At 43.8% G+C, this 25,476-nt stretch carries 22 protein-coding genes; 4 read left to right on the top strand and 18 right to left on the bottom strand.

Translation table 11 applies throughout. The features are described 5' to 3' along the window. Positions 1–950 precede the first annotated feature (950 nt). The 6 genes from K08M4_RS20610 to ppsA form a co-directional block, all read right to left on the bottom strand. The gene (locus K08M4_RS20610; protein ID WP_086051286.1) at positions 951–2,273 is read right to left on the bottom strand and encodes a CoA-disulfide reductase; all 1,323 of its coding nucleotides are present in this window, start codon (positions 2,271–2,273) and stop codon (positions 951–953) included. A gap of 77 nt (positions 2,274–2,350) precedes the next feature. Continuing rightward, positions 2,351–3,757 carry a cation:dicarboxylate symporter family transporter gene (locus K08M4_RS20605; protein ID WP_086051285.1) on the bottom strand — a complete coding sequence of 469 codons (1,407 nt, stop codon included), beginning with the start codon at positions 3,755–3,757 and terminating at the stop codon, positions 2,351–2,353. Positions 3,758–3,794: 37 nt separating this feature from the next. Beyond that, the gene (locus tag K08M4_RS20600) at positions 3,795–4,178 is read right to left on the bottom strand and encodes a RidA family protein (RefSeq protein ID WP_086051284.1); all 384 of its coding nucleotides are present in this window, start codon (positions 4,176–4,178) and stop codon (positions 3,795–3,797) included. A 24-nt stretch (positions 4,179–4,202) separates the two neighbouring features. Then, complete coding sequence (locus K08M4_RS20595; RefSeq protein WP_198299338.1) at positions 4,203–4,868, bottom strand: helix-turn-helix transcriptional regulator; 666 nt, start codon at positions 4,866–4,868, stop codon at positions 4,203–4,205. Positions 4,869–5,362: 494 nt separating this feature from the next. Beyond that, positions 5,363–6,700, bottom strand: coding sequence for an MATE family efflux transporter (locus K08M4_RS20590; protein WP_086051282.1), 1,338 nt, complete (start codon positions 6,698–6,700; stop codon positions 5,363–5,365). A gap of 212 nt (positions 6,701–6,912) precedes the next feature. Next, entirely contained in the window at positions 6,913–9,285 is a 2,373-nt protein-coding gene (ppsA, locus tag K08M4_RS20585; protein ID WP_086051281.1) for a phosphoenolpyruvate synthase, read from the bottom strand. A gap of 178 nt (positions 9,286–9,463) precedes the next feature. On the opposite strand from ppsA, the gene ppsR reads away from it, so the two are divergent. Next, the gene (ppsR, locus tag K08M4_RS20580) at positions 9,464–10,297 is read left to right on the top strand and encodes a posphoenolpyruvate synthetase regulatory kinase/phosphorylase PpsR (protein WP_086051280.1); all 834 of its coding nucleotides are present in this window, start codon (positions 9,464–9,466) and stop codon (positions 10,295–10,297) included. Positions 10,298–10,480: 183 nt separating this feature from the next. Here the strand turns inward: ppsR and K08M4_RS20575 are convergent, their stop codons facing one another. The 5 genes from K08M4_RS20575 to K08M4_RS20555 form a co-directional block, all read right to left on the bottom strand. Continuing rightward, entirely contained in the window at positions 10,481–11,653 is a 1,173-nt protein-coding gene (locus tag K08M4_RS20575; RefSeq protein WP_086051279.1) for a S6 family peptidase, read from the bottom strand. Continuing rightward, positions 11,653–12,330, bottom strand: a complete 678-nt coding sequence (locus tag K08M4_RS20570) for a hypothetical protein (RefSeq protein ID WP_086051278.1) — start codon at positions 12,328–12,330, stop codon at positions 11,653–11,655. Before K08M4_RS20570 ends, K08M4_RS20575 begins: the two co-directional genes overlap by 1 nt. Positions 12,331–12,642: 312 nt before the next feature. Continuing rightward, positions 12,643–13,275, bottom strand: a complete 633-nt coding sequence (gene grxB, locus K08M4_RS20565; protein WP_086051277.1) for a glutaredoxin 2 — start codon at positions 13,273–13,275, stop codon at positions 12,643–12,645. A gap of 345 nt (positions 13,276–13,620) precedes the next feature. Then, positions 13,621–13,782, bottom strand: a complete 162-nt coding sequence (locus K08M4_RS20560) for a hypothetical protein (protein WP_009846296.1) — start codon at positions 13,780–13,782, stop codon at positions 13,621–13,623. 163 nt (positions 13,783–13,945) lie between these two features. Further along, positions 13,946–14,926, bottom strand: coding sequence for a Gfo/Idh/MocA family protein (locus K08M4_RS20555; protein WP_086051276.1), 981 nt, complete (start codon positions 14,924–14,926; stop codon positions 13,946–13,948). Positions 14,927–15,525: 599 nt separating this feature from the next. Between K08M4_RS20555 and K08M4_RS20550 the strand changes: the two genes are divergently transcribed. The 3 genes from K08M4_RS20550 to K08M4_RS20540 all read left to right on the top strand — a co-directional run bounded on the left by K08M4_RS20550 (position 15,526) and on the right by K08M4_RS20540 (position 17,772). Then, the gene (locus K08M4_RS20550; RefSeq protein ID WP_086051275.1) at positions 15,526–16,302 is read left to right on the top strand and encodes a glycosyltransferase family 25 protein; all 777 of its coding nucleotides are present in this window, start codon (positions 15,526–15,528) and stop codon (positions 16,300–16,302) included. 211 nt (positions 16,303–16,513) lie between these two features. Next, the gene (locus K08M4_RS20545) at positions 16,514–16,996 is read left to right on the top strand and encodes a GNAT family N-acetyltransferase (RefSeq protein ID WP_086051274.1); all 483 of its coding nucleotides are present in this window, start codon (positions 16,514–16,516) and stop codon (positions 16,994–16,996) included. A gap of 2 nt (positions 16,997–16,998) precedes the next feature. Next, complete coding sequence (locus tag K08M4_RS20540; RefSeq protein ID WP_086051273.1) at positions 16,999–17,772, top strand: L,D-transpeptidase family protein; 774 nt, start codon at positions 16,999–17,001, stop codon at positions 17,770–17,772. A gap of 79 nt (positions 17,773–17,851) precedes the next feature. Here the strand turns inward: K08M4_RS20540 and K08M4_RS20535 are convergent, their stop codons facing one another. The 7 genes from K08M4_RS20535 to K08M4_RS20505 form a co-directional block, all read right to left on the bottom strand. Further along, positions 17,852–18,589, bottom strand: coding sequence for a sulfite exporter TauE/SafE family protein (locus K08M4_RS20535; protein WP_086051272.1), 738 nt, complete (start codon positions 18,587–18,589; stop codon positions 17,852–17,854). 182 nt (positions 18,590–18,771) lie between these two features. Next, complete coding sequence (locus K08M4_RS20530; protein ID WP_086051271.1) at positions 18,772–19,491, bottom strand: glycerophosphodiester phosphodiesterase family protein; 720 nt, start codon at positions 19,489–19,491, stop codon at positions 18,772–18,774. 56 nt (positions 19,492–19,547) lie between these two features. Continuing rightward, a complete protein-coding gene (locus K08M4_RS20525) occupies positions 19,548–20,858 on the bottom strand; it encodes a sn-glycerol-3-phosphate import ATP-binding protein UgpC (protein ID WP_086051270.1) in 1,311 nt (436 codons plus the stop codon). Further along, entirely contained in the window at positions 20,848–21,690 is an 843-nt protein-coding gene (gene ugpE / locus K08M4_RS20520) for a sn-glycerol-3-phosphate ABC transporter permease UgpE (protein ID WP_086051269.1), read from the bottom strand. Before ugpE ends, K08M4_RS20525 begins: the two co-directional genes overlap by 11 nt. A gap of 38 nt (positions 21,691–21,728) precedes the next feature. Beyond that, the gene (locus tag K08M4_RS20515) at positions 21,729–22,610 is read right to left on the bottom strand and encodes an ABC transporter permease subunit (RefSeq protein ID WP_086051268.1); all 882 of its coding nucleotides are present in this window, start codon (positions 22,608–22,610) and stop codon (positions 21,729–21,731) included. A 272-nt stretch (positions 22,611–22,882) separates the two neighbouring features. Continuing rightward, on the bottom strand, positions 22,883–24,175 hold the full coding sequence (locus tag K08M4_RS20510) for an extracellular solute-binding protein (protein WP_086051267.1): 1,293 nt from the start codon (positions 24,173–24,175) through the stop codon (positions 22,883–22,885). 274 nt (positions 24,176–24,449) lie between these two features. Beyond that, on the bottom strand, positions 24,450–25,052 hold the full coding sequence (locus tag K08M4_RS20505) for a 2OG-Fe(II) oxygenase (protein WP_086051266.1): 603 nt from the start codon (positions 25,050–25,052) through the stop codon (positions 24,450–24,452). Positions 25,053–25,476: the final 424 nt, after the last annotated feature.

Raw genomic sequence — 25,476 nt, 5'->3', positions numbered from 1 at the left:
TAACCCTTTTTTGGCTGAGTTATCATTAAGATCTCTCAGATTTCACTCTACTGTTCTGCAATTATCTCGCATAACTTCCAAGTGTTCAACAGGTTGCATTTGATAAGAAAAAGCCTGGAAGACTCAAAATCTTGACCAGATTCGTAACACTCTTTGGGATAGAGCCTCTTTCAGAGGGCACATTTTGCATGTTTTACTTAAATCCTGCATAAAGTGAATTTGACACTACGGTTCGGGGGATGGAAATTTATGTCTGTTTCCTTCCATCTCAAGCACTGCGTTCAGCCTTACCTGCTAGTGTTTTGGGATACGAAAAGTTATTTAGGGGTAGCTAAAATAGAAAGGTCACTGGCTCACTTTTGTCCAAAAGTGTGCCAGTTACTCAGTCCGAAGGACAAAATTAGTAAGTTAGTTCAGTAACTAACTTACTAACATATCAATCTGATAGATCTTGACGTTAAACGGTGAAGTAAGGTTTAATCTGTACAAGACAAACGATTAAAATGATTTTCGATAATTCGAGTAACTCATTGTAAAATAAGCGTTTAATTTTTTAGTGGTTGGGTTCAAATCCCTATCCCTCCACCACCATTGAAAAGCCCGCTGAGAAATCAGCGGGCTTTTTTTCGTCTCGAGTCTGATAAGATAGCGTTCGAATACTTCAAACGGCAGATTACCCATTGGTTAAACACCGGTGTCTGGCGTTATAGTATTAATACCAATGGTAGTAAATAACTGATTAGCCTAGCTTGTTAGAACGCTCGATAACTGCGTTAAAATTTTTGATTGTAGAATAACTACTTATCGAAAAATTCTGCCTTGTTCTCAAACCTTTTCCCTACGCTATTTTTGATCACTTGCTTACTGTGATTAGTATTAAAAAGCAGAGCGTAATCGCTCTGCCTTGATGTTTCAATGAATACTCTTTGGAGTTTGTACAATCAGTTCGCTTATTTAGCGACGTTACCTGCCACGTTTAGAGCATCCCAAGTGCGTGAAAAAGGTGGGGCATAACAGAAATCCATGTAACCTAGTTGTTGGGTGGTCATCTTGGCTGTGATAGCGACTGCAAGTGCATTGATGCGGCCAACGGCTCCTTTCTTACCTACGATCTCACCACCTAGAAGAACCCTGGTCTCTGGGTGATAAACCAACTTCACCTTGATGTCTTCCTGGCCAGGGTAGTAATCGGTTTGGTTCTTATCTGAAATGGTCGATACTTTCACATCCAAGTTATGTTCTTTCGCTAGAAGTTCATTTACGCCAGTACACGCCAGTTCGTAGTCGAGCACTTTCAAACAAGATGAACCTAAGAAGCCTGACATATAAGTATCTTTTCCGGCTAGCTTGTCAGCCATCATGCGCGCTTGTTTGTTGGCTGTAGTTGCAAGAGGAACATAAACGGGTTTGCCTAGTGCCATATGATGGACAACGGCACAGTCACCTACAGCATTGATATAAGCGTCTTCAGTAGCACCATATTCATTCACCAACAGAGCGCCATTTGCCGCTTTTGGTAGTTCGAATACTTCAGTGTTTGGTTTGAAGCCGAGTGACAGGATCACGACATCAGCTTCTACATTGCCGTTATCGGTTTCTACGATGTAACCACCTTGCTCGGCATCGCGAATTGCAGATACGCTGCAACCGGTTTTAAGGTCAGCATCGGATTCTCGAATCGCACCTTCAACTACTTCAATGATTTCTGGACTGAACTGACGGCTCATGATGTGCTGTTCACGTTCGATGATCGTTACGTGCTTGTCTAAGCCATGTGCAGCGTCGAATACTTCCAAGCCGATAAAGCCTGCGCCAATAACACACACACGCTGCTTGTTACTATCCTTTAGCGCCTCTTTAACTGCCAAGCCGTCTTCCATGCTTGTGAGTGTGTATACGTGTTCTGGATTGTATTCACCGAATGACGGAACGATCGGACGTGCGCCTGTCGCAATCACCAGCATATCGTAATCGATAGTGCTCTCTACGTTTTGGTGACGCACTGTAATTTGCTTTTCAGTGCGGTCGAACGACACCATTTCTGTGTCTACACGAACATCTAAACCTGATTTGATGGCTTGTTCTGGTGTACGGGAGATCATCCGTTCGGTGTCATCAAACATGCCGCCTGCAAAGTAAGGTAGGCCACAGGCTCCGAAAGAGATGTAGCTACGCTTATCTAAAACGATGACTTCGTCTGATGGTTGATTACGTTTGTACTTTGCTGCGAAACTCATACCAGCGGCGCTACCGCCTATAACAACAACTTTCATATTTACTACCTAAATAACCTGAACTCAGGAAAAACAGAAGAGCACTCACGTGGAGTGCTCTTAATTAAGTTTGAGAATTATACTGCTGCTTCTTTTGATACTGTCGCTGTAACGTCAGCGTCGTACTGTTCAGTATTCAATGAGCCATTCTTCTTCGCTGTAAGAACACCAGACAACATAGAGCCTGAGATGTTCAGCGCTGTACGAGCCATGTCAATTAGCGCTTCGATAGACACTAGAATCGCGACTACTGTGATGTCTAGCCCCATGATGGTCAGTACCGCTACTGCTGCGAACGTTGCACCGCCACCAACACCTGCGATACCGAATGAAGCAATCGCTATAACAGCTATCAGTTGTAGGATAAAGCTCAAGTCTACAGGCATGCCCATGACCTGTGCCGCCATGATTGCTAGCATTGCTGGGTAGATACCGGCACAACCGTTTTGACCGATACTGGTTCCGAATGTCGCTGACATGTTTGCTGTTTCTTCGTCTACACCTAGGCGCTGAGTTTGTATTTCAACGTTTAGTGGAATAGCTGCCATGCTTGAACGAGACCCGAAACCGAACACGAGTACTGGCCAGATTTTCTTCATGAACTTGGCAGGAGAAAGACCGAACATTGACACCATGACGAAGTGGATGCCGAACATAACGCCAATTGCTACGTAGCTTGCTAGAAGGAAGCGGCCCATCTCTGCAAGTGCGAATAGGTCGTTGGTCATCATGAACGTGGTCATCAGAGCGAATACACCGTAAGGCGTTAGCTTCAGGATTTCACGAACCATTGAAAGCACCACTTCTTTTGCAGAGTTGATGAAATCAACGAAGTTTTGCACTTTCTCTGGCTTACGGTTTTTCACTTGAAGGATGCAGTAACCAAGGAACATGCCGAACAGTACAGTTGATAGCGTAGAAGTACGCTGAGAGCCCGTTAGCATGTCGAAGATGTTGGTTGGAATGATAGACAGAGCCATACCAGACAGACCGCTGCTCGCCATCGCATCTTGTGTTGCGACCAGAGAATCACCGCGAGCTTCAATCGCACTGTTTGTGCCGATAGTGCTTACTAGCGCGTTCGCATCGATACCAAATAGGTAAATACTTGCGATACCAACGGCTGCTGAGATTGCACAAGTGAAAAGTAGAATACCGATGATTTTTGGTGCGATTCGAGATAGCGCACCACCGCCTTCAACGTTCATGATCGAAGAGATCATCGCCACGAATACCAGTGGGATAACGATCATTTGTAGAAGTTTGATGTAGCCTTTACCGAATACGGAAATCAGTTCAGCAAAGCCAGATGTCGCAACGTTACCGACACCGAAAACAAGTTGAATTGCGCCACCGAACAACAAGCCAGCAGCAAGCGCACTGAGTACGCGGAAGTTAAAACTTTTCTTTTGCTTTTTGAAGTTCGACAGCAGTGCGTAGAACCCAAAGAACAGTACGCTTAATGCGATAAATGAAACGCTCATGAGAATCTCCTATGATACCCATTAATACCTAAATCGGTTATTTTTTGTATGCGATGGCTTCAACTTCAACCAGTGCGTCTTTTGGTAGTTTTGCTGCTTCAACACAAGAGCGAGCAGGTGCATTCTCAGTACCAAACACCTCGGTATACACTTCGTTAAAGACAACGAAGTTCTCCATGTCTGATAGGAAGCAGGTAGTCTTAAGTACTGTGTCCAGTCCCGCATTGCTCGCTTCTAATACAGCTTTTAAGTTTTCCAAAGACTGACGAGCTTGCTCTTTAATACCGCCCTCAACAAACTGCATGGTTTCTGGAACGAGAGGTAATTGACCTGATGTATAAACCATGTCGCCGTAAGACGTACCTTGTGAGTAAGGGCCGATAGCTGCAGGTGCTTGTTCAGTGGCAATGATCTGTTTCACGATGTAACTCCTAAATTATTGGTTTTATTCTGATTTAAATTCACGGATAAACTTGTAAACCGCCTGACGGCTGATCCCAAGCTGCTCTGATACTTGTGTAGTCGTCTCTTTTAGCTCAAATACTCCGTTATCAAATAAGCAACGGATGATGGCTTTATTACGACCTTTGGAAGAAATCGTCTCGTCTTGGTCAACTTCTTTAATGGCTGAACTCAATGCTTGCTGAATCACATCATTTGCATTGTTGCTGAAGGTCTCGCTGACAATGGTTTGAGGTACATTGCACTGCGGCATCAGCGTCTTGACGATTTCTGGGAATGGGAAAGATAAGTTCATGTTGATACACAGCATGCCGATAGGTTTTTGCTGTGGACCAGCCAGCACACAGGTGGTTGATTTCATTAGGGACCCATCTGCTGCGTTGGTGAAATAGCTCTTCGGAGAAACTTCGCCAGTTTTCTCGAACGTGCTCCACATGCGTAAACCTAAATCGGTGATCGGTGAACCAATTTCACGACCCGTATGATGACCATTGACGATCTTCACGACTGAGTTTTCCAAGCTTTCAAATGAATGGATGACCACTTCGCAGTAAGGACCAATCAAATCGGCGATAGTGTCTGCTAAGCGGAAGTAATTGCTTAAGCATTCTCTGTCTTCATCGGTGAATCGAACTTGTTTTACATTCATGATTTCGGTTTACATTTTTGAACTCAATGACTGAAATCTACTCCTTTGGTGGTACCCCCGCAAGATGCGGTAAACTTCTGTAAACCTGTGATGAACGTTCAAAATATCAACAAATCGTAAGTTTTAGACCTATATCACGAGCGAAATTTGAACAAGATCACTAAAGGTAGCCAAGTGAGGTTTAATTTCTTAAACCGCATCAAGGTTTACATATTTAAAACCAAAGGTTGCATTTTTGAACCCTTTGATGATCTAGGACAAGTTATAAGGAAAGGCAAAAAGTCGGATTGATTGGTATTGTAAATGCATGGCAATTAAGTATTTAACTAGTGAATGCGGTGGTGAGTAAAGATAGGTGGTTAATTGAAAATGAGGTTGTATTAGAGAGTTAAATTCACAAAAAAACAGCTTTTTAATAGGATGCAAACTAGGATTTAGATCCTAAAAAAGCAGCTGAAGTTGCTGCTTTATTTATTTTGGAGTGTTCTGTTTGATTATTCGCTTGGCAGTTTAAGCTCGACTTGTTTTAGCGCGCGCTGATACATAAACCATGCACAGGTGCCGGCAAGCACATTACCTGCCATTGCGCCCCAGAATAGACCTTCAATACCCGCAAGCTGAGAGCCAACCCACAGGCAAGGCAGGAAGAAGGCAAATAGGCGCAGCGCTGAAATCGTTAATGCGGTGTAAGACTTGCCCAGAGCGTTAGAAATAGAAACCATCAGCATACAAATCCCCAATGGACCTAAGCTAATAGGCACGATCAGTAGGTGATAGTTCAAAATCGTTGAGACTTCGTTTTCACTGGTCATGAGATTCGCTAGCCCACCAGAGAATAACCAAGTCACTAGTGCGATCACCAATTGGAAACTCAATACGAACATCACCGCAATCTTAACGAGCTTACGTATGTTTTCGAGGTTGTTTTCTCCCAACATGCGGCCAATCATCGGAGGCATCGACATCGTTAGTGCTAGCACAGCGACAATCGAGAAGAATTCAAAACGTGAACCCAATGCCCAAGCTGCAACGGCAGCGGTACCATAGCCAGCAAGCAGCTTAGTGGCGAACATGGATGAAACAGGAGGCAGCAGCTGACTGATCATCGCAGGCCCCATGATGTTACCAATGGAGCGAACACTCTTGCTGATGTCGAGGTCGTGCCAGTCGAAGGTCATCCAATGCTTCTTGGTGACCTTTGGTGCAACGATAAAGATACCCGCACCGAACGCTAAGATGGTCGCAATGGCGGCTCCATTGATGCCCATGTCGAGCGTAAAGATGAAAATCGGGTCCAATATTAAGTTGATGATACTGGTCGCGATCATCATTGAACCGGGCAGCATGGTATTACCATTGGCACGACACACACTGTAGAAGAAGTAGAGAAGCGCACCTGTCCAAGAGCTAACTAACCAATAGATCCAATAAGAGTCAATGATCGGTAATACCGTCGGTGGCGCATCCAACAACTGTAAAATTGGCCCACGCAGCAGATAGATGATGACGGAGAAAAGCGCGACGCACACGCTGCCCATCGCAATCACTAATCCACCAAGCTGCTTAGCGTAGCGCGTTTCATTCGCGCCGATGGCTCTTGCGATTACCGCGGTCGTCGCGATACCTAACCCGACCTGAATACCGATGATGATCATCTGTATAGGAAGTGTGAACCCCTGAACAGCGAGCGGTAGCACTCCCAGTTGGCCAATAAAAGCACTGTCTACAAGCTGGAAGCTCATAAGGGAAAGCACCCCAAACAGCATTGGCCATGTCATTGTATAGAGTTGTCGGCCAAGAGAAGGCGAGGGAGTTGCGGTAGTAGAATTCATAACACTCTTATCGGTCTTGAAGTTAGGCTTGTGTTGGTGACAAACCTCTCAATGAAGAATTGCGTAAAGGATAACGTAAGGTCAGCGCGATACCAATGTTTGTTATGTTAGGCAGGTTATCTTTGTTGGCTCTCGGTGAACAAAAAAGCCAGTCGCGATGACTGGCTTTGTTATATCTACTTTCTGTTGTATCTACTTGTTGACGCTAAGCGTTACTTGTTTGCAACGTTACCAAGCTTCAACCACGTGTCGATAACCGTATCTGGGTTCAACGAAACCGAGCTGATGCCTTGATCCATTAACCATTCAGCTAGGTCGTCATGGTCTGATGGGCCTTGGCCACAAATTCCTACGTATTTACCCGCTTTAGCTGCTGCATCGATTGCCATTTTCAGCATCGCTTTCACCGCTGGGTTACGCTCATCGAATAAGTGTGCAACGTCACCTGAATCTCGGTCTAGGCCAAGTGTTAGCTGTGTCATGTCGTTCGAACCGATAGAGAAACCATCGAAGTACTTCAAGAACTCATCAGCCAAGATTGCATTTGATGGTAGCTCACACATCATGATGACTTTCAGACCTTGGTCGCCACGGCGGAGGTCGAACTTAGCCAGAATATCGATAACCGATGCCGCTTCGCTCGGGGTACGAACGAATGGGATCATGATTTCAACGTTCTTAAGACCCATTTCGTTGCGAACGCGTTTGATTGCTTGAGTCTCTAGCTCGAAACAGTCTTCGAATACTGGTGAGATGTAACGAGATGCGCCACGGAAGCCCAGCATTGGGTTCTCTTCATGCGGTTCAAACGTTTTACCACCGACTAGGTTGCTGTATTCGTTCGACTTGAAGTCAGACATACGTACGATCACACGCTTAGGCCAGAATGCAGAAGCGATTGTAGCAATGCCTTCTGTTAGCTTGCTTACGTAGAAATCGATAGGATCTTTGTAGCCACGAATACGCTGGTTGATTTCTGCTTTGATCTCATCCGTTTGCTCATCGAAGTTCAACAGAGCTTTAGGGTGAATACCAATCATCTTGTTGATGATGAATTCAAGGCGAGCAAGGCCAACACCTTCGTTCGGGATTTGGGCGAAGTCGAAGGCACGATCTGGGTTACCCACGTTCATCATTACTTTGGTTGGCAGCATTGGTAGCTCATCAACCTCAGAACGTTTGATCTCGAAGTCGAGTTCGCCGTTGTAAACGTAGCCTGTTTCGCCTTCTGAACATGACACTGTTACGGTGTCGCCATCATTCAGGCTGCTTGTCGCGGTACCACAACCAACTATGGCAGGAATGCCTAGCTCACGAGCAATGATTGCTGCGTGACAAGTACGGCCGCCACGGTTAGTCACAATCGCAGAGGCTTTCTTCATCACAGGTTCCCAGTCTGGGTCTGTCATGTCTGTTACCAGTACGTCGCCTTCTTGAACCAATGACATTTGGTCTAGAGAATCAACTAAGCGAACAGGGCCTGAACCGATGCGTTGACCGATAGCACGGCCTTCAACTAAGACATCCGCCTTGTTGTTTAGCTCGTAACGCTCGATAACGTTTTGGTCACTTTGAGAACATACGGTTTCAGGACGAGCTTGGACGATGTAAAGCTTGCCGTCGATGCCATCTTTTGCCCACTCAATGTCCATCGGACGTTGGTAGTGCTTCTCGATGATTATCGCTTGTTTCGCTAGTTCTTTGATCTCTTCATCGTTCAGTGAGAACTCGTTACGCTCTTGGGTATCCGTATCGATGATATCAACTTGCTTGCCGATCTCTTGGTTGGTTGAGTAGATCATCTTGATCAACTTAGAACCAAATGTCTTTTTAACCACTGGGTAGTGACCCGCTTCTAGCATTGGCTTGTGAACGTAGAACTCATCTGGGTTCACCGCGCCTTGTACGACCATTTCACCTAAGCCCCAAGAAGAGGTGATGAATACCACTTGGTCGAAGCCTGATTCAGTATCAAGCGTGAACATCACACCTGAAGAAGCTTTGTCTGAGCGAACCATACGCTGGATGCCCGCAGACAGTGAAATGCCGCGGTGATCAAAGCCTTGGTGTACTCGGTAAGAGATAGCGCGATCGTTAAACAGTGAAGCGAATACGTGTTTCGTTGCTTCGATAACCGCATCGATACCTTTCACGTTAAGGAAGGTTTCTTGTTGGCCTGCAAAAGAAGCATCTGGAAGGTCTTCAGCTGTTGCCGATGAGCGAACCGCAACAGACAATTCTTCGTTGCCTTCAATCAGTTCGCGGTAGTTATCACGGATATCTTGCTCTAGTGATTCTGGGAAGGGTGCGTCTAGAACCCATTGTCGAATTGTTGCACCTGTCTTACGCAGTGCGTCAACGTCTTCAACATCAAGTTCATCAAGGAGTTGGTGAATGCGCTCATCAAGACCTTTGTAGTCAAGAAAGTTGTTAAACGCATAAGATGTGGTAGCAAAACCATTAGGTACTGATACGCCAGCGTTGGCTAGGTTAGAAACCATCTCGCCAAGTGAAGCATTCTTACCGCCGACTTTGTCGACATCTTCCATGGAAAGGCCATTGAACCATAGGGTGTTATTTTGCATTTATTTCTCCAGAAACATAGCAAGCATTGTAGGGATTTAAAGGCAAACGATTACGTATCAGTTTAAAAAAATGTAAATTATTTTCTAAAGCTGTGGGGGACGTAATAGTCAGCAGGGTTTCGTTATATATATTATGGTTCCCATCCTACTCAAAATAATTTTAAACATTAAATAAAAAATGCAAATTGATATCCAAAGTCGTGATGTATTCTATGTTTCTGATGGAACGGCCATAACATGTGAGACTTTAGGGCATGTTGTTCTAGGTCAATTCCCTTTCAAAGCCAATGAAAAAACCTTTCCGTTTGTGGAAAGTGAGGACAAACTTTCTGATTTATTAAAAGAGATCGAAATTTCGTATCGTGATACCGGGTTAGAACCGTTGGTGTTTTTTTCGATTGTGATTCCCGATATCAAAGCGAAATTGCTTAAGGCACCAGCTCACTGTTATGACGTGTTGGAGAGTATTGTGCAGAAAGTGCAAGACGATACCCAAATGTCTCCGGTGCCGAAGCTGCAGCGCTCACGTAGTGTTAATAAAGATTCAGTGAAGTACTTCGACCGTATTGCTGCGATTGAATACACGCTGGCTCATGATGATGGCATCACGCTGAAAGGGCTAGAAGAAGCCGATATCATTTTGCTTGGTGTTTCTCGAAGCGGTAAAACACCGACTAGCTTGTATATGGCGATGCAGTTTGGTTTACGCGTGGCGAACTACCCATTTATTCATGATGATTTAGCGCGCTTGAAACTGTTGCCAGAGTTTGAGATTTACCGACATAAGCTCTTTGGTTTAACCATTGATGCGGAAAGGTTGACTGAAATTCGAGAGAACCGTTTAGCTGGCAGTGAATACGCGAGTGATTCGCAATGCTTGTATGAGTTGCAAACGGTAGAGTCGATGTTTCGCCGAGAAGCGATACCTTACATCAACACGTCTTCGCTATCGGTTGAAGAAATTTCAACGCGAATCTTGGAGCGAACAGGTTTGCGACGCCGACTTCTTTGATCTTTCGTTTGTGATCTAGTGATCTAGTGATCTAGTGATCTAGCTGCTTTATTCGAGGTGGCAATTTCATCAGCGCCCCTAAAAATAACAACCTACTTCTGATAAAGCCTTAAACGTAAAACCCAAGTTAAGTGTATTTTAATAAAAAGCCCCGGCCATAAGGCTGGGGCTAATAATCAAATATTACTGTTCAACCGACTTAACCAAAAAATGATCTATAGTTAAGTTCTCACCTGGTTCAATCAATTTAAACTCTACTTTCACTACATCGCCTTTTGCTTTAAATGCGTTTAGAGTAAGTTTCAAAGCCTGATCAGTTGCGTCTACATTGTGAGCAACTTGTCGGCCATCAATAAATACATCAAAAGGCTTTTGCCCTTTTTCTATTACTGTTTCAATTGTGTAGCTATCGCTCTCTGTCGCATAGAATGCGCTTTGAATACTTCCATCATTTAGCCATTTTGTTTCATTGAAATCAACGTTGCTGGCGCGCCAGTAAGAATAAAATGCATGCAAGTTATCAATATCGTTTTGTGTTTCCGGCGTCCATTTGATAGCGTCAAAATCAATTGGCTCGGCATAGCTAAAGCCATGCTCTTTCATCGTCTTGTGAATGAATGGTAAACGCGAGATCACATCATCAAACGTATCAGTCCAGCCGCCGATTTCACTGGTGCTATACTGCAAACCAATCTCACCGATCAAGTAAAGTTCACCGTCTTTTTCAATGGTGATGCCTGAACCTGAATCACCATGAATAGTAAGCCAGTTTAAGTCCGTCTTTTCTAATGTACGGAAATCATATGAATATTCAGCAAGCCAGCGATCTTCATATTCACTGTGCATTACCTGTTTAGTTCCGCCGTTTCTGTGGTTGTAATTGCCGTAACCAATTTGATTAACCTGGTAAACTTTCGAGTAATCAAACATCCCCTCTCTAGGTAGTTTTGCTGGCTCGATTTCTGTGATCGGCGTATCTAGTCGAACAAGGGCGAAATCACCAAAACCGCGATCATTTTTATACGGGAAATTGTATTCTCCAAATTGACCCGCCGGATTCGTGCTCGCAACCTTTTGCGTTATCTGCTGATAAACGCCATTTTCGTCTTTCTCGTATGAATAACAGGTCACAGTGTTTTGATACCCGTCAGATTTCGAGCCGCTTACATGGCTTGCAGTGATGACCCAAAATGGGTCAATTAGCGTAGCTGAACCTACATTCATCTTACAAGCAAAATCAAACTTTGTTTGCAATGCAAATTCTTTGTGTTGTTGAACTGATCGATCAAACTGGGTCAAACCAGCGTTTGTAGAAAATGAGGCTAAAACCGCCGTTGCAATTATTAGCTTTTTCATTATTTCACCTCACTTAAATTGATTGCTTCTAGCGCATGGTAAGGGTCGTTATCTTTCCAGCTGAATTGATCGTTCTTTGCTTTATATGTGATAGTTAGCTCATCTGCTGCCGTATCAGTTGAAAACTCAACGCTATTTTTTGTCGTTGATATGTGCGACGGGTAGTAGTTTGTAATGGTTACACAGTCATTTTTCAAACATGCTGTGAACTCTGACATAGCAAGCCAGTTATGCGTATATAGATCTAGCTTGAATTCTCCAGCCTTGCCGGGCTTTACGGTAAACTCAAAGCCGCCGCCATGCTTGACGAGAATCGCATGATTTGATTCGCCCAGAAAATCTCTAGAGCTGCCACTGTTCCATAAGTATTCATTGCCGTGAGCTGGTTTTTGAGCTTGGAACTCAAACTTACCAAATGTTTTTACATCGCTGATAAGATTTGTTTTTGGCTTTGATTGTGAACGGTTTTCACCGTACCAAAAAGCCCAATCTATGCCGTTTAAATCAACAGTATCAACATATCTAAATTCACTATCATTCTCTGTTTTGTATCCGTGAAATTTTGATGTGACTAAAAGCGTTTCGCTTTGTTCTGTAGAAATATTGGAAAGTGTTTCTGTTTCTGATGCAATTGATCCGGCGGAAATCAAAGCAAGTGATATAAGTTTAAGCCTCATTGTCAGTCCCTTTTATAGAAAGTTACTGAATTATATGTGGTAATTATGAAATAAATGTAAGCGCTTTGTAAGTGTCTATTTTAATTGCATAAAGATCAAAAAGAGCGCCATGATGTCGTGATGGGAATTTGACGATCTATATATCTAAGACAATTTTGATTCATCCCATTCAAACCGTTTCTCGGCTTCTTGGGTTCTGATTCATGCTACTTTCCAATTTTCTGATTGGGCATTGTCCGCTTTATCTAGGACGGGTCAGAAATCAATTTGAAACATAAATAAAAACCGAAGCACTAGGCTTCGGTTTTTAGTCTATTTAAGCAGCCCGATACCAAGGTCCTTGCTTTTGCGTTCCATCCAGCAATCAAGTTCCGGTGGCCATTCAATACTTGGCTCTACGTAGAAACCGCGAAGCAATGAGAAATAAAGAGCTTGATCAATCAAAGGTAGCGATGATTCACCATTCTCTAGCTCCAATAGAAGCTCTGCATCTTTCAGCAATGGGTTAATCAGTTGAACGTATTGTGGGGTCTTTTCTAAGAGCTCTTCAAAATTAAAGCCTTCGGTCTCTTTACTAACACGCCAAGCTTCTTTTGCTCCAGCCGAACGATATTCAGCTAAGTCGAGGTTCCACCAACGTGGGCGTCCGATCTGTTGAGTGAGAGGAAAAGATCGGCTTTGGAAAAGAGCAGCTTGCTCTGAAGGTTCACGTTGCTCATCCTTTGATTTCAAATCCATGAAATAAGCAATGATGTCTAGGCTTTCGGCCATGATAGAACCATCGTCTTTCTGTAAGACTGGCACCATTTTTTTACCGATCAGATCGATAAGGGTTTGGGCATCATCATAATCCACAGAAACAAGTTCGATGTTCAAGCCGAGAGATTGAGCAATGTAGGCAACTCTTGCACAGAAAGGGCAGTGGTCGTAAATGTAAAGCTTCATAGCTTCCCTTATTTATGGTCGTTACAAGTATAAGATAATGCTAATGTACCAGAAACTGCCGCTGACAATAAGCACTAGCTCAAAATCAGTATTTGGAAGCAATCAGCATTCGAAAACAATCAGCATTTGGCAATAATAAGTACGTGGTGTAGTTACTCTTTGCCAAATTAATTATTCGTTGGATTTGATTTTACTGTGATGAGTAAACTAACGGGAGGGCGGAGAGGAATTTCAGGCATAAAAAAGGCTCTGGCTGCTCACTCTAATGCAGAAGAATGAAGTCAGCCAAAGCCTCAAATTTGTTACCTTTAGCAGAATGACTACTAAAAGAGCGTAGCGGTTAAACTATGCTTTTTTAAGGTCTTTTGCAGGGTAAGTAAGCGTCATTATTGCGCCTTCTACTGTTGTAACGTGAACGTAGCCGCCACCAGCACTTAGGCCAATTACAACCATTTCACCTAGCTCAACACCTTTTGTTGCTACAACGCGATCATCAACTGAAAACACTTTACACACCTTCAATAAATTAAATTAATACGATAGATATCGAACGCGGATTTAAACAGATGGTACCCCAATCGACTAATCCGGTTGTTTGTCGTAAAGATTAAATTTAGTTATGCATAAATCACTATTTGTTAAAAATCAGCTGGTTAAGCGAGCAGTGATGTTATTTATCGGCAGGATAAACGACACCAACTTGTTGGCGCATCTCTGTAATCAACTTGGCAACGGTTAAAGCTCGCAGTTTGGCTTGAGCTTGAGTTTCTTTATCACCCCCAATGCAACCTGCAAAGGCTTGTGCTTCGTAGCTCATTGAGTTTTCGCTCTGTGCTTGAGTGAGGTTTTCAACACTGCCATCACGGTAGCGAATCTTAATATCGGTGCATTCGGCTATGTGGTCGATAATGATCGCTCCTAGTTCACCTTGAATCTCACTTGGCGCATAAGAGTCACTGACTTTAGAGTGCGCAAGGGTTACATCAAATTCTGGATACTGGAAGATCGCACAGCCATGCGCATCCACACCGGAGTCAAGTAGCTTTGCTGAAGCCAGCGCATTCTCAGGCTCACCAAACAGAGCAACAGTCGCGGCTACGCAGTAGAAGCCAATATCAACTAATGAACCGTTAGAGAAAGCTGGGTTGAAGGTGTTTGGATTCTCGCCGTTTAGGTATTTCTGGTAACGCGATGAATACTGACAGTAGTTGATGTGCGCTTTATGCACTTTGCCTATCTTTTTTAAGCCGAGTTGAACTTGCTCAAAGTTCGGTAGATACTGAGATTTATACGCCTCAAACAGCACCACCCCGTTCTTCTGAGCGACCTCAAACATGTGTGTTGCTTCTTCAATATTCGATGCGACAGGCTTCTCACAGATGACATGCTTGCCGTGTTCCATCATCAAGATAGATTGCTCGCAGTGCAGTGAGTTTGGTGAAGCGATGTACACGGCTTCAACTGTGTTGTCATTTGCCAATGCGTCGAGTGAGTCATACGTCGTTTCAACGTCAAATTCTTGGGCGAACTGCGCCGCGCTGGCTAGATTTCGTGAATAAACAGCAGCCAACTGCATCGATTGTGATTCATGAGCAGCTTGAACAAATTTCTGTGTAATCCAATTGGTTCCAATTACAGCGAACTTAATCATAAGGTATCCAATAGTTAGTATATTAATTCTATGAAGATAGTAGCACTCAATGGCTAGCATTGTTTCCGAGATTTGCGGAACAATTTTCCAAGATCTTTAGCCTGATATTAATATTAACTCGCCTATACCTGAGCTTTGTAGAGCATCATAATAAAGTCTTTTGTTGTGTTGTTTCTGAGGTGGGAGGTGCAGGTTAGTTTCAGTGAACGATTGTATTCTCTCAATTGGTGGTTTATTGGAAGTATTTAATATAAAAGACTTAATACCCAGAGAGTGAAGATCTATTGATTATATCTTCTCGTCAATTCTTAAGGAATATTATACAAGCTGAATTGGTGTGCAATTGTATTTATATGCAATCGCGCGGTTAACCTATGGTGTTTTAATATCACTTTGTTTAGTAATTGATAACATTTTAAGACAATAAATGTTATCAATTGGGAGCAATTTACGTTACAGAGTCACGAAGTTGAACATAATTGGAATAATGAACAACATTTGTTTTAGATTGGTTCTAATTATGAGAAATAGGGGGGTTACTTTTGTTGATATTTATATTAATTTCTTATTGGTTAAATTATTAGTGGGTGTTTTTTACTGTGAAGTCTATCATCATTTCGTTGGAGCGAAAGTCAGAGCGATTTTTATCTAGCCAAGAACAACTTTCAAATATTAAGAAATTAGACATAGAAAAGCTGAGTGGCGTTGATGCTAGCTTATCTAAAGGCCACCCTTTGATGAATCGTTATGATGAAGCCGCCTTTTATGCATTGAATGGAAGGGTCGCTGTTCCTGGTGAAATTGGTTGTTACAGTAGCCACTATTTGGCATGGGAAAAGTGTATTGAACTGAATCAGCCGATTATTATCTTTGAAGATGATGTAATGGTTGATGTTGATGTCTTCGAAAAAACGGTTCAGCACGCCAGTGAACATATTGAAGAGTGTGGTTATATTCGGTTAGAAAATTACTCTAACAAAAGAGAGTATAACTATGTTGTTGAAAACCTAGATGACGAACAAAGTCTAGTGCGACATATTAAAACACCGTTATGTATGACTGCCTATATGATCACCCCTCATGTGGCAAAAACATTTATAGAAAAAAGCGAACGATTCCTCTACCCCGTTGATGTCTTCATTAGAAATGTATGGCTTCATAAACAACCAACTTATGGTGTCTCTCCTGCTGGTTTAACTGGAGGGGCTTCAGACTCTGTGATCGGAGAAAGAACATTCCGTATTAAAAAATCACTTCGTATTAAAACTCTAAAATTCTTAAGTAAGTTTAGAGATGTCGCTATGAATGGTTTGTTCAATTTGACCTATACCGTAATAATCAAAAAAAGCAGACCCAAAATGTTTAACGGTTTTTAATCGTTTCTTATCTGATTGATTTTACGTCATTCGTTTAGAACTAACCGAGATTTAGATATAAGAACAGCTCCCAATTGGGAGCTGTTCTTCGTTATCGTGTCATGTAATTAGTGGCATTAAGCTCTAGCTCGAAAGTTTTGTTAAAAGAGTAGAACGGTGCACAGCTAAGCTATTTTTGCTAAGGTGTTATTGAATTTAAAAAGGTAGTGATATGCAAATCCGGAACGCTAAGGTAACTGATATTAGCTCGATCTTAGAGCTCTCTATGCAAATAAATCGTCAACATCATCTTGGTGCCCCTATGGTATTTGCTCCCGCTTCTCATGGCTTAGCTGATAGTGAAGAATATTGGTTGGGATTGATGCTTGATCCGGTTGGCACTTTCTTAGTTGCGGTTGACGCTCAACAGGTTGTTGGTTTCTTGGTGGGGAAGGTAACGCAGAGTAAAGGGGTAAGCTTCATTCAGTCTCACAAAATAGCGCGAGTGAATACGATTGTGGTAAACGATCAGGTTCAGAGCCAAGGCATCGGCAAAGCGTTGATGAAGTCGTTTAATCAGTGGGCGCAAGCGAGCGGTGCTATTGAGCTTAGGTTAGAAGTGATGGAGTTTAATCAGCAAGCTAAGGGTTTTTATGAGTCGTTAGGCATGGAAACTCAATCACGAATCATGTCCATGCGCTTTGAGGAAAGCTAAAGGTGCGTCTATTTTTGCTTTTATCACTGTGTTTACTGTTTGTCGCTTCGAGTGTGCAAGCTGAAAAGGTTGTGGTTGAAAAGATAATTTCTGACGCGACGGCAATCGAAACCATAGTATTCGAGTCGAAACCTGCTCACTCTCAGCGTGTCTCAACGTCTTCCTCTAACTCAACCTCTTCAGTGATCTCAAATTCCAAACATGTGATTATTGTGGATGATGTTCTTAGCAGTAACTCTGGCGAACAAGTTGCCCAGCTGTCTCAAGGTTCATCTAAACGTCCTCCTCAAAGCTCTTCTCAACAGTCTTACACTCTAACCGGTCCTTCTTCTGAGGCAGACTCTCTGTCGCAAGTGGTTACTTTAGTCAAAGTTGATAAATCGAAACGTAGAATGTACTTACTTAAGGGGGATGAGGTCATTCAAGAGTTTCGTATTGCGTTAGGGAAACAACCGAAAGGGCATAAACGTTTTGAAGGAGACAACCGAACACCTGAAGGGGAATACCAGCTCGATTATGTGATGGAAGAATCGGATTTTCACCGCTCGGTGCATATCAGCTACCCGCAACCTTCGGATATGCAGTGGGCTGAAGAAAATGATGTCGACCCTGGAGGGAACATCAAGATCCACGGTATTAAAAATGGTGAGCGCCGTTCACCGAGCTTTATTCAAAGCTTTGATTGGACGGATGGTTGTATTGCACTAACCAATCAAGATATGGATGAGTTCATCCAACTCGTAAAAATGGGTACTCCTATCCATATCGAATGGTAGTTATTGGTACCCAGTTTTCTTAGTCAATTCGTGAAACCCATTCGCGAGATCAACTTCCAAAATCAACCGCTAGAGCCAGTTACAGTAAGACTCGACCAGCGCTGAATATCGCAATCACAATTAGTAACGCAATGGTGACTGGCTTAAACTTCGCTCCACCAAATCTCTCGAACAGTTTAGAACCCACATAACCGCCAAACATGCTGCTTGGTAGAAGCGCGAGAGTTAGCCAAACTACATCACGGTCGACTAACCCAGCGATAGATGCCGAAACAAATGCACTCGAATCTGCCAATACAAAGAATGCGATCAGGCCTGCTCTGGTAATGTGTGGTGCGACAGGACTTGCCAATGCATGCGTGCCAACCGGAGGGCCAGACATGGAAGCTGCACCATTCATTATCCCCGCAAGGCTGCCTAGAATATAGGGAGCAAATCTAGGTTCGCTTTTGTATTGGAACCCTTTGTAGATCATGATTGCTGACGCAAGAATGAAGGCACTGATGATCAAGATGATCGTGTCTTGGCTAACGGATTTGAGCAACAGCAAGCCGACGGGCGTGAAGGCCAAACAAGGGATAAATACCTTTGAAACCCATCGCCAATTTACGTGATGTTTAACCTTCGGCAGCAATTGGATATTGCCTAACAGGTCGATCAGCATGAAAACAGGAACCAGTTCGATAACAGGCACGAATAACGCACTCAATGGCAATGCCACTAAGGTGAAACCAAAACCTGAGAAGCCACGAACAATAGCGGCGAAAATGAAGATTGCACCCAAAATTGGGAAGGTTGGACTAAAAATGAGATCCATAAATTAAGTAACCAATGAAGCTGTCTAAATAGAACGAGCGATGAAACCAAGTGAGTAGCGGAATGTACTCCTACTCACTTGTGTTTTCTACTTAATTTTATGGTTTCCCGAGAGTTAATTTTAAGGCATCCCGAGAGTTTATTTGAAAGTTTATCGGGGCTATTTTTGCGGTATTTACGAGCTCAATTTATAGGATTGAACTGATTCGGAAAATCAGTAAATACAGCATCTACTTTTGAGAGAAATTTGAAGCGAGACGGATCATTGACGGTGTAGCACCATGTTTGAATGTTTGCTTCACCAAGTGTATCAAGATCGCTCTGCTTCAGATGCTCGTAGTTCATGTGACAACTGAACGCTTTAACCTCATCAATCAGCATAAGATCATCTTGAGTCAGTTGCTCTGTGATCACACCGACACGGTATCTAGGCAAATGACGAGCGATTTCAGCAACGACTTGATGGCTGAAGCTTGAAAGCAAAATTCTGTCGGTGTCTAGATTTGAATGAATCAACTCGGTGTGCAGCAAATCCACGACATGAGGTGCTTGATGTCGGCTATCGACTTTGACCTCTAGGTTGACGCTGAGATCATACTGCTCAACAAGTGCGAGCAACTCTTTCAGCGTCAGTATTTTCTCACCCGCGAACTGCTCAGACTTCCAACTGCCAAAGTCAAGCTGACGCAGTTCTGCAAGGGTATGTTCGTCGACACGACCCTTGCCATCGCTGCAGCGCTCAAGCGTGTGGTCATGACAAACCACAAGTTGGTCGTCCTGAGTGGGCTGAATATCAACTTCAATCCATTTCAAACCGAGTTTCGCCGCTTGTTCAATGCTTGCTTTGGTATTTTCTGGGTGAGTACCTGCTACACCTCTATGACCTACGATGATAGACGACATAATTAATCCTTCTTAAAGACGCACCTTAAAAACGCATTAAATATCAGTGTACTCGATTAAGCGAGAGCCGTCGTTAAGCTTGTCGTATCTTCGTGTGGCTCCTGTGACGTGAAATTATTTGGGTGAATGCGTTTGCCATGATTGTCAAAAATATGCAGGTTGGATTTATCGATTCTTAGCCCTAGGGGGACGGCTTGGCACAGTGTCGTTTCGGGTGTTACTGCAATGAAGGGCTGCTCGTTCACCAGACCATGAACCAATTGATTTGGACCCAAAGGCTCAACCACACTGATACGCAGTTCAAGAGGCAAGGTGTTCATCATCAATTCTGAACCAATTTCAGAGTGCTCTGGGCGAATACCAAGTGTGATGGCTGTATTTTTTACGTGGGCGTATTCGGGTAAGTACATTTGCTGATCACCAATCTCAAGGTATCCGTCGTCGAGTGTTGCTGGTAAAAAATTCATTGCAGGGCTGCCAATGAAGCTCGCCACAAAAGTACTGGCTGGCTGGTGGTAGACCTCTCGTGGCGTCCCGACTTGCTCTATCTGGCCTTTGTTGAGCACCACGATTCTATCAGCCAGTGTCATGGCTTCGACTTGGTCATGAGTCACGTAAACACTGGTCACGCCAAGTTCGCGTTGCAGTTTTTTGATCTCTAATCTCATGTGAGCACGCAGTGAGGCATCTAGGTTAGACAAAGGCTCATCAAACAAGAACAGTTGAGGGTCGCGAACGATTGCTCGCCCCATTGCTACACGCTGGCGCTGACCACCTGAAAGCTTGGCTGGCTTGCGATCTAGATATTCTTCGATTTTCAGCGTTTTGGCGACTTTCTCAATTTTCTCTTCAATAAGGTGCTGACTAACACCTCGGTTCTTTAAGCCATAAGCTAGGTTTTTGTAAACCGACATGTGCGGGTAGAGCGCATAATTCTGGAAGACCATTGCGATATCACGCTGAGCTGGCTTTTCGTTATCAACACGGCGACCACTTAAGTGAATCTCGCCACCAGAAATGCTTTCCAAACCCGCAATGGAACGTAGGATAGAAGACTTGCCACAACCAGAAGGGCCAACCAAAACCAGGAACTCACCCTCATCGATATCAAGCGAGACGCCTTTGACGGCTTGATGGCCGTTTTCATACGTCTTGACCAAGTTTTTGATACCCAGCATGATGGGAGCTTTGCGCGTACGATCGTGAATGGCTTGGTTGTGCGCTAACGTTTGTTTTAGCTTTGGCATCGGGGTGTCCTCTGTATTTTTGTGGATAGCTTGGTGAGAAGGCTGGTGAGTCGTCTTGTACTCATCGAGTGATTGAATGCGGTTATTGTTCATTTGAGTTGTGTCGTTATTATTTTTCACTTTCTACTAGCCCTTTTACAAACCAACGCTGAAATACAACCACCACTAAAACGGGTGGTAACATGGCTAAAATTACCATGGCGAAAGCATAGTCGTAGCGCGGTAAACTGGTTTCATTGATGTTGTTGAGTACTTGTTTTATGCCCATCACGATGGTGTTGTAGCCTTCGTCTGTGGTCATCATGATTGGCCACAGGTATTGGTTCCAACCCACCACAAACATGATGATGAAAATAGCGGCGATCATGGTTTTAGAAAGAGGCAGCAAGATATCGACAAAGAATCGAAATGGGCCTGCATTATCTAGTTGAGCTGCTTCTAATAATTCATCGGGGATGGTTTTGAAGAACTGCCTAAAAAAGAAGGTCGCGGTGGCTGATGCGATCAAAGGCAGAATCAACCCTGTGTAGCTATTAAGAAGACCAAGCCCAGCGACAACTTCATAGGAAGGGATAATACGAACCTCTAATGGCAGTAACAGCGTCACGAAGATCAGCCAAAACCACGCCGTGGCGTAAGGGAGTCTAAAGTAGACCAAAGCAAACGCGGCCATCATCGAAATGATGATCTTACCGATCGCAAAACCTAGTCCCATGATCATCGAGTTGGCGATCATTTTACTGGCGGTGACTTCGCCACTAAAGCCCATGCTTTTGTTCCAAGCTTCGCTATAAATTGCCGTAAAGTTATCGCCTGGAAGCCATTGCAGACCTTCGCTGACAATGGTGTTTGGGTTATGGGTTGAGCTGGCGAAGATTAGCCAGATAGGGACCAACATAAACAGCATCCCAGCAATTAAAATTAGGTGGTCAGAGACCTTATTACTTTTCATAAATAACTCCTGTCGCGTTAAAACCTAGCTGTCGTGGGCTAGTAATGAACACGCTTTTCTACAACGCGAAACTGGATAAATGTAAGGGTGAGTACCAGTAGTAACAACACAACAGACTGTGCAGAGCTGCCGCCTAAATCTGCGCCAACAAACCCATCTCGATACACCTTGTAGACTAACGACGTTGTGCCACCACCCGGGCCGCCATTAGTCATGGTGTCGATCACGCCAAAGGTTTCAAAGAACGAGTAGGTGAGGTTGATGACCAGTAGAAAGAAGCCAGTCGGGGCCAGTAGTGGGAAAGTGATGGTCCAGAAACGTTTCGAGTCACTGATACAATCCAGCATCGCTGCTTCTTTTACCGCGTAAGAGATCGATTGAAGTCCCGCTAGAAAGTAGATGAAATTCACCGAAATCTGTTTCCAAACCGACACTAAAATCAGAGCAAACGTGGCATCAACAGGATCGGTCTGAAAGCTAAAGTCCCAACCTATAACCGCAAATATTTCGGTAAACACGCCAATGTGTGGATTAAACAAGAAAGCACCGATAACGCCTGCAATTGCAGGGGCAACCGCGTAAACCCAAGTGAGGGTGACTTTGTAAGCGCCTTGTCCGTGAATGATGTTGTCGGCTTTTACGGCGAGCAGCAGCGCTAAGGCAAGCGAAAGGAAAGAGACCACAATCGCGAACATCAAAGTAAAGCCAATCGAGTTCAGGTACTCGCTCGATTCGAATAGCATTTGGTAATTCTCAAACCAGACGAATATAGATGAGGTGCCCCAAGGGTCTTCCAGCATAAATGAAAGGTAAACCGCCTTTGCTGCTGGGTAGATAAAGAAAACCGCAATGATGAGTATCTGAGGTGCCAAAAATAGGTAAGGCAGCGGAGAGTGAAAGAATTGTTGACGTCGTTCCACAGGGTAATCCCTAAAAATAATTACAGTGGCCACTATGAGCGGCTGTTACCACTAGCGCGATATCAAGGCATGTATCCCGTTGAGTTATCGTTGTTGGAGCAAGAAATGGCGCTAGGGAAGAGTCTCCTCACGCCTTGCCATAGCGTTTTCAACGACGCAGTGACAAGTAGTGAGGAGTGATGAACGGCTCTGATTCGCTAAGCCTTAAGCTTGTGAATAGTTTCGTTTCATTAATCGATCCAGTTTTCTGGTCGATCTAGTTATTAACCGGTCTAGTTCATCGTACGAGCGAAGCGTTTCAGCAGTTTGCTGCTCTCATCTTCGACCTTGTCTAGGCTGTTCTCGACGCTAGAACGGTCGGCAAAGATGTTATCGAACTCACGGTGCATCACTTCACGGATCTGCGGGTAATAACCTAGGCGGTAGCCTTTAGTCCACTCGCCCGATTTGAGGCTTAGTTGCTTAACGCCTACTTCTGCGTCTGGCTGCTCTGTGTAGTAGCCGGACTCTTTCGCTAGTTCATAGGCAGCAGTTGTTACAGGTACATAGCCTGTTGTTTTGTGCCAGTACACTTGAGTTTCAGGCTTTGTCAGGTAATCAAAAAACGCTGCAACACCTTTGTCCTGTTTCTGGTCATGGCCATTGAGTGCAAACAGAGCGGCACCACCAATGAAGGTTAAGCCAGCATCAGGGTTGACCGATTTCCAGTATGGAAGGTATGTGGTGCCTAACTCGAAAGGTACGCGGTTACGCAAGCCACCGAATGAACCTGAAGAACCCATCCACATTGCCACTTCTTGGCGCTCAAAAGGTGTTTGGTTTGCGTCCCAATCGCTGCCGTAATACTTGTAGTAACCTAGATCCGACCACTCTTTCATCTTGCTAACGTGCATCATCATGTCTTTGGTATTAAACATGATTTTAGTGGATAGGCCGTCATAGCCGTTATTCTGGTCAGAGACTGGCAGGTTATGGCGAGACTTGAAGTTCTCGAACATGATCCATGGCGTTAGAGATTGAGAAAACGCGATGTGTCCTTCGGCTTTCAGTTTCTTAGCAACCACTTCGAGTTCTTCATAAGTTTTAGGCGCTTTGGCACCCACTTCCGCAAGAAGGTCTTTGTTGTAGTAAAGAACCGGTGTTGAACTGTTGAAAGGCATACCAACCATTTTGCCTTGGCTGTCGGCATAGAAGTTACGAACGCCCGCTAGGTAGTCGTTTGAATTAAAGTTATAGCCCGATTCAACCAGAATATCCTGTACCGGTTTCGCGACACCTTTAGCGTTCATGATGGTTGCAGCACCGGCATCGAAGACTTGTAGAATATTGGGAGCTTCACCTGCTCGGTATGCCGCGATACCTGCTGTTAAGGTCTCTGTATATGAACCTTTGTAGATTGGTGTGATCTCGTAATCATCTTGTGACGCATTAAAGTCGGTCGCAATTTTGTTTACTGTTTCTCCAAGTTGGCCGCCCATTGCGTGCCACCATGTGACTTGAGTCGTTGCGAACGCCGGCATTGCTACTGTTGCAGAAAGAACGCCTGCCAAAATTAGCTTATTCATCTTCTTTTCCTTTTGGATGAAATCGATATAGAGGTATTGAATTTGAGTATTAACGAGACGGTAGGGGTATCGTTTGAAGCTATCTTGAACAGGGGATATTTCACTTACGTGGCTAAACCGTTTCAGTGATATGAAAGATTCATTTCGATTTTATTTAAGAGAAAAGTTATTGATGGTTTTGACGTTTGATGTATTTGGCTTGTAAGACGTTTTTTGGACATAAAAAAACCTCTCGATGGAGAGGTTTAGAAGACGGTTCGATGTGGATACCGTTTTAATGCGCGATATCCAATTGGTTGTCTTTCACACCGTTAATACGGAACCAACCCGCGATACTGAACCGCTCTGTGTTTGTCGGCAGTACCTCGTGTGGGAACTGTTCAGACAAGAACACAAATAAGCGGCCTGACTTTGGTGGAATGGTCGCGATGTGGTTGTCTTTTAGATCGTAAACCACGAGCTCTCCTGCGTCTTGCTCAGACCATTCGTCATTCATGTAGAACACTGTGGTCAGGCGGCGGTTTTCATTGCCTTTAAAGCAGTCCAGGTGCTTCTGGTAGAAGTCGCCTTTTTCGTATTTAGCGAAGTGCGCTTCGTATTCGAACAGACCCAAAAAGAATGCTTGGTTTGCCTCTAAACGAATTTGCTCCATTTTGTCTAGGAACAGAGATGCTGGTTGACCCATATCGCGGCGTACCCACTGAATTTTGTCACTACGGATGGCCGACTCTCGCGTTACTTCATCATTACGGCCGATCCTAGCCTTTTTCCAGTTCTCTGGAATGCAATCCCTCAATGCCACTACTTCTTCGTGAGTTAAGAAGTCATCCCAAACAAAGTAACCTTGGGTAGAAAGAGCATCGATAAGTTGGTTCATGTATAGCACTCAGACAATAAATTAGAGGCGCATATATAGTCCGAATAACTCAGGTCACCAAATCACATGTTTTGTCGTTACGATAAATGATGCTCAGTGCTTAAAGCGCAAGGCTTGTTGAGCAAGGTTTTCGGTAATGTGAGCATTCGATAATGCTGAAAAATATCGAATGAAATTGATGATCATCTTTGGAATGTGCCCTCATTACTCTGAGTTAAATTGGACTTGGGTAACATTGGTTTTGAGTAACATTGAATTTGAGTAACGTAGGTTTTGAGTAACGTTGGATTTGAATAATTTAGTGGATACCAATGGAAATCTAGATGCGATCAATCTATCCGGTTTTAGATTATTAATTTTAACAAAATGATCACAATTGAAAGTGGGTTTGCTATTGTATAGGTCTGACCAGTTGTTTTATCAC

Source organism: Vibrio syngnathi, from assembly GCF_002119525.1.
GTDB lineage: Bacteria > Pseudomonadota > Gammaproteobacteria > Enterobacterales > Vibrionaceae > Vibrio > Vibrio syngnathi.
This window is presented reverse-complemented; position numbering and strand designations above follow the sequence as displayed.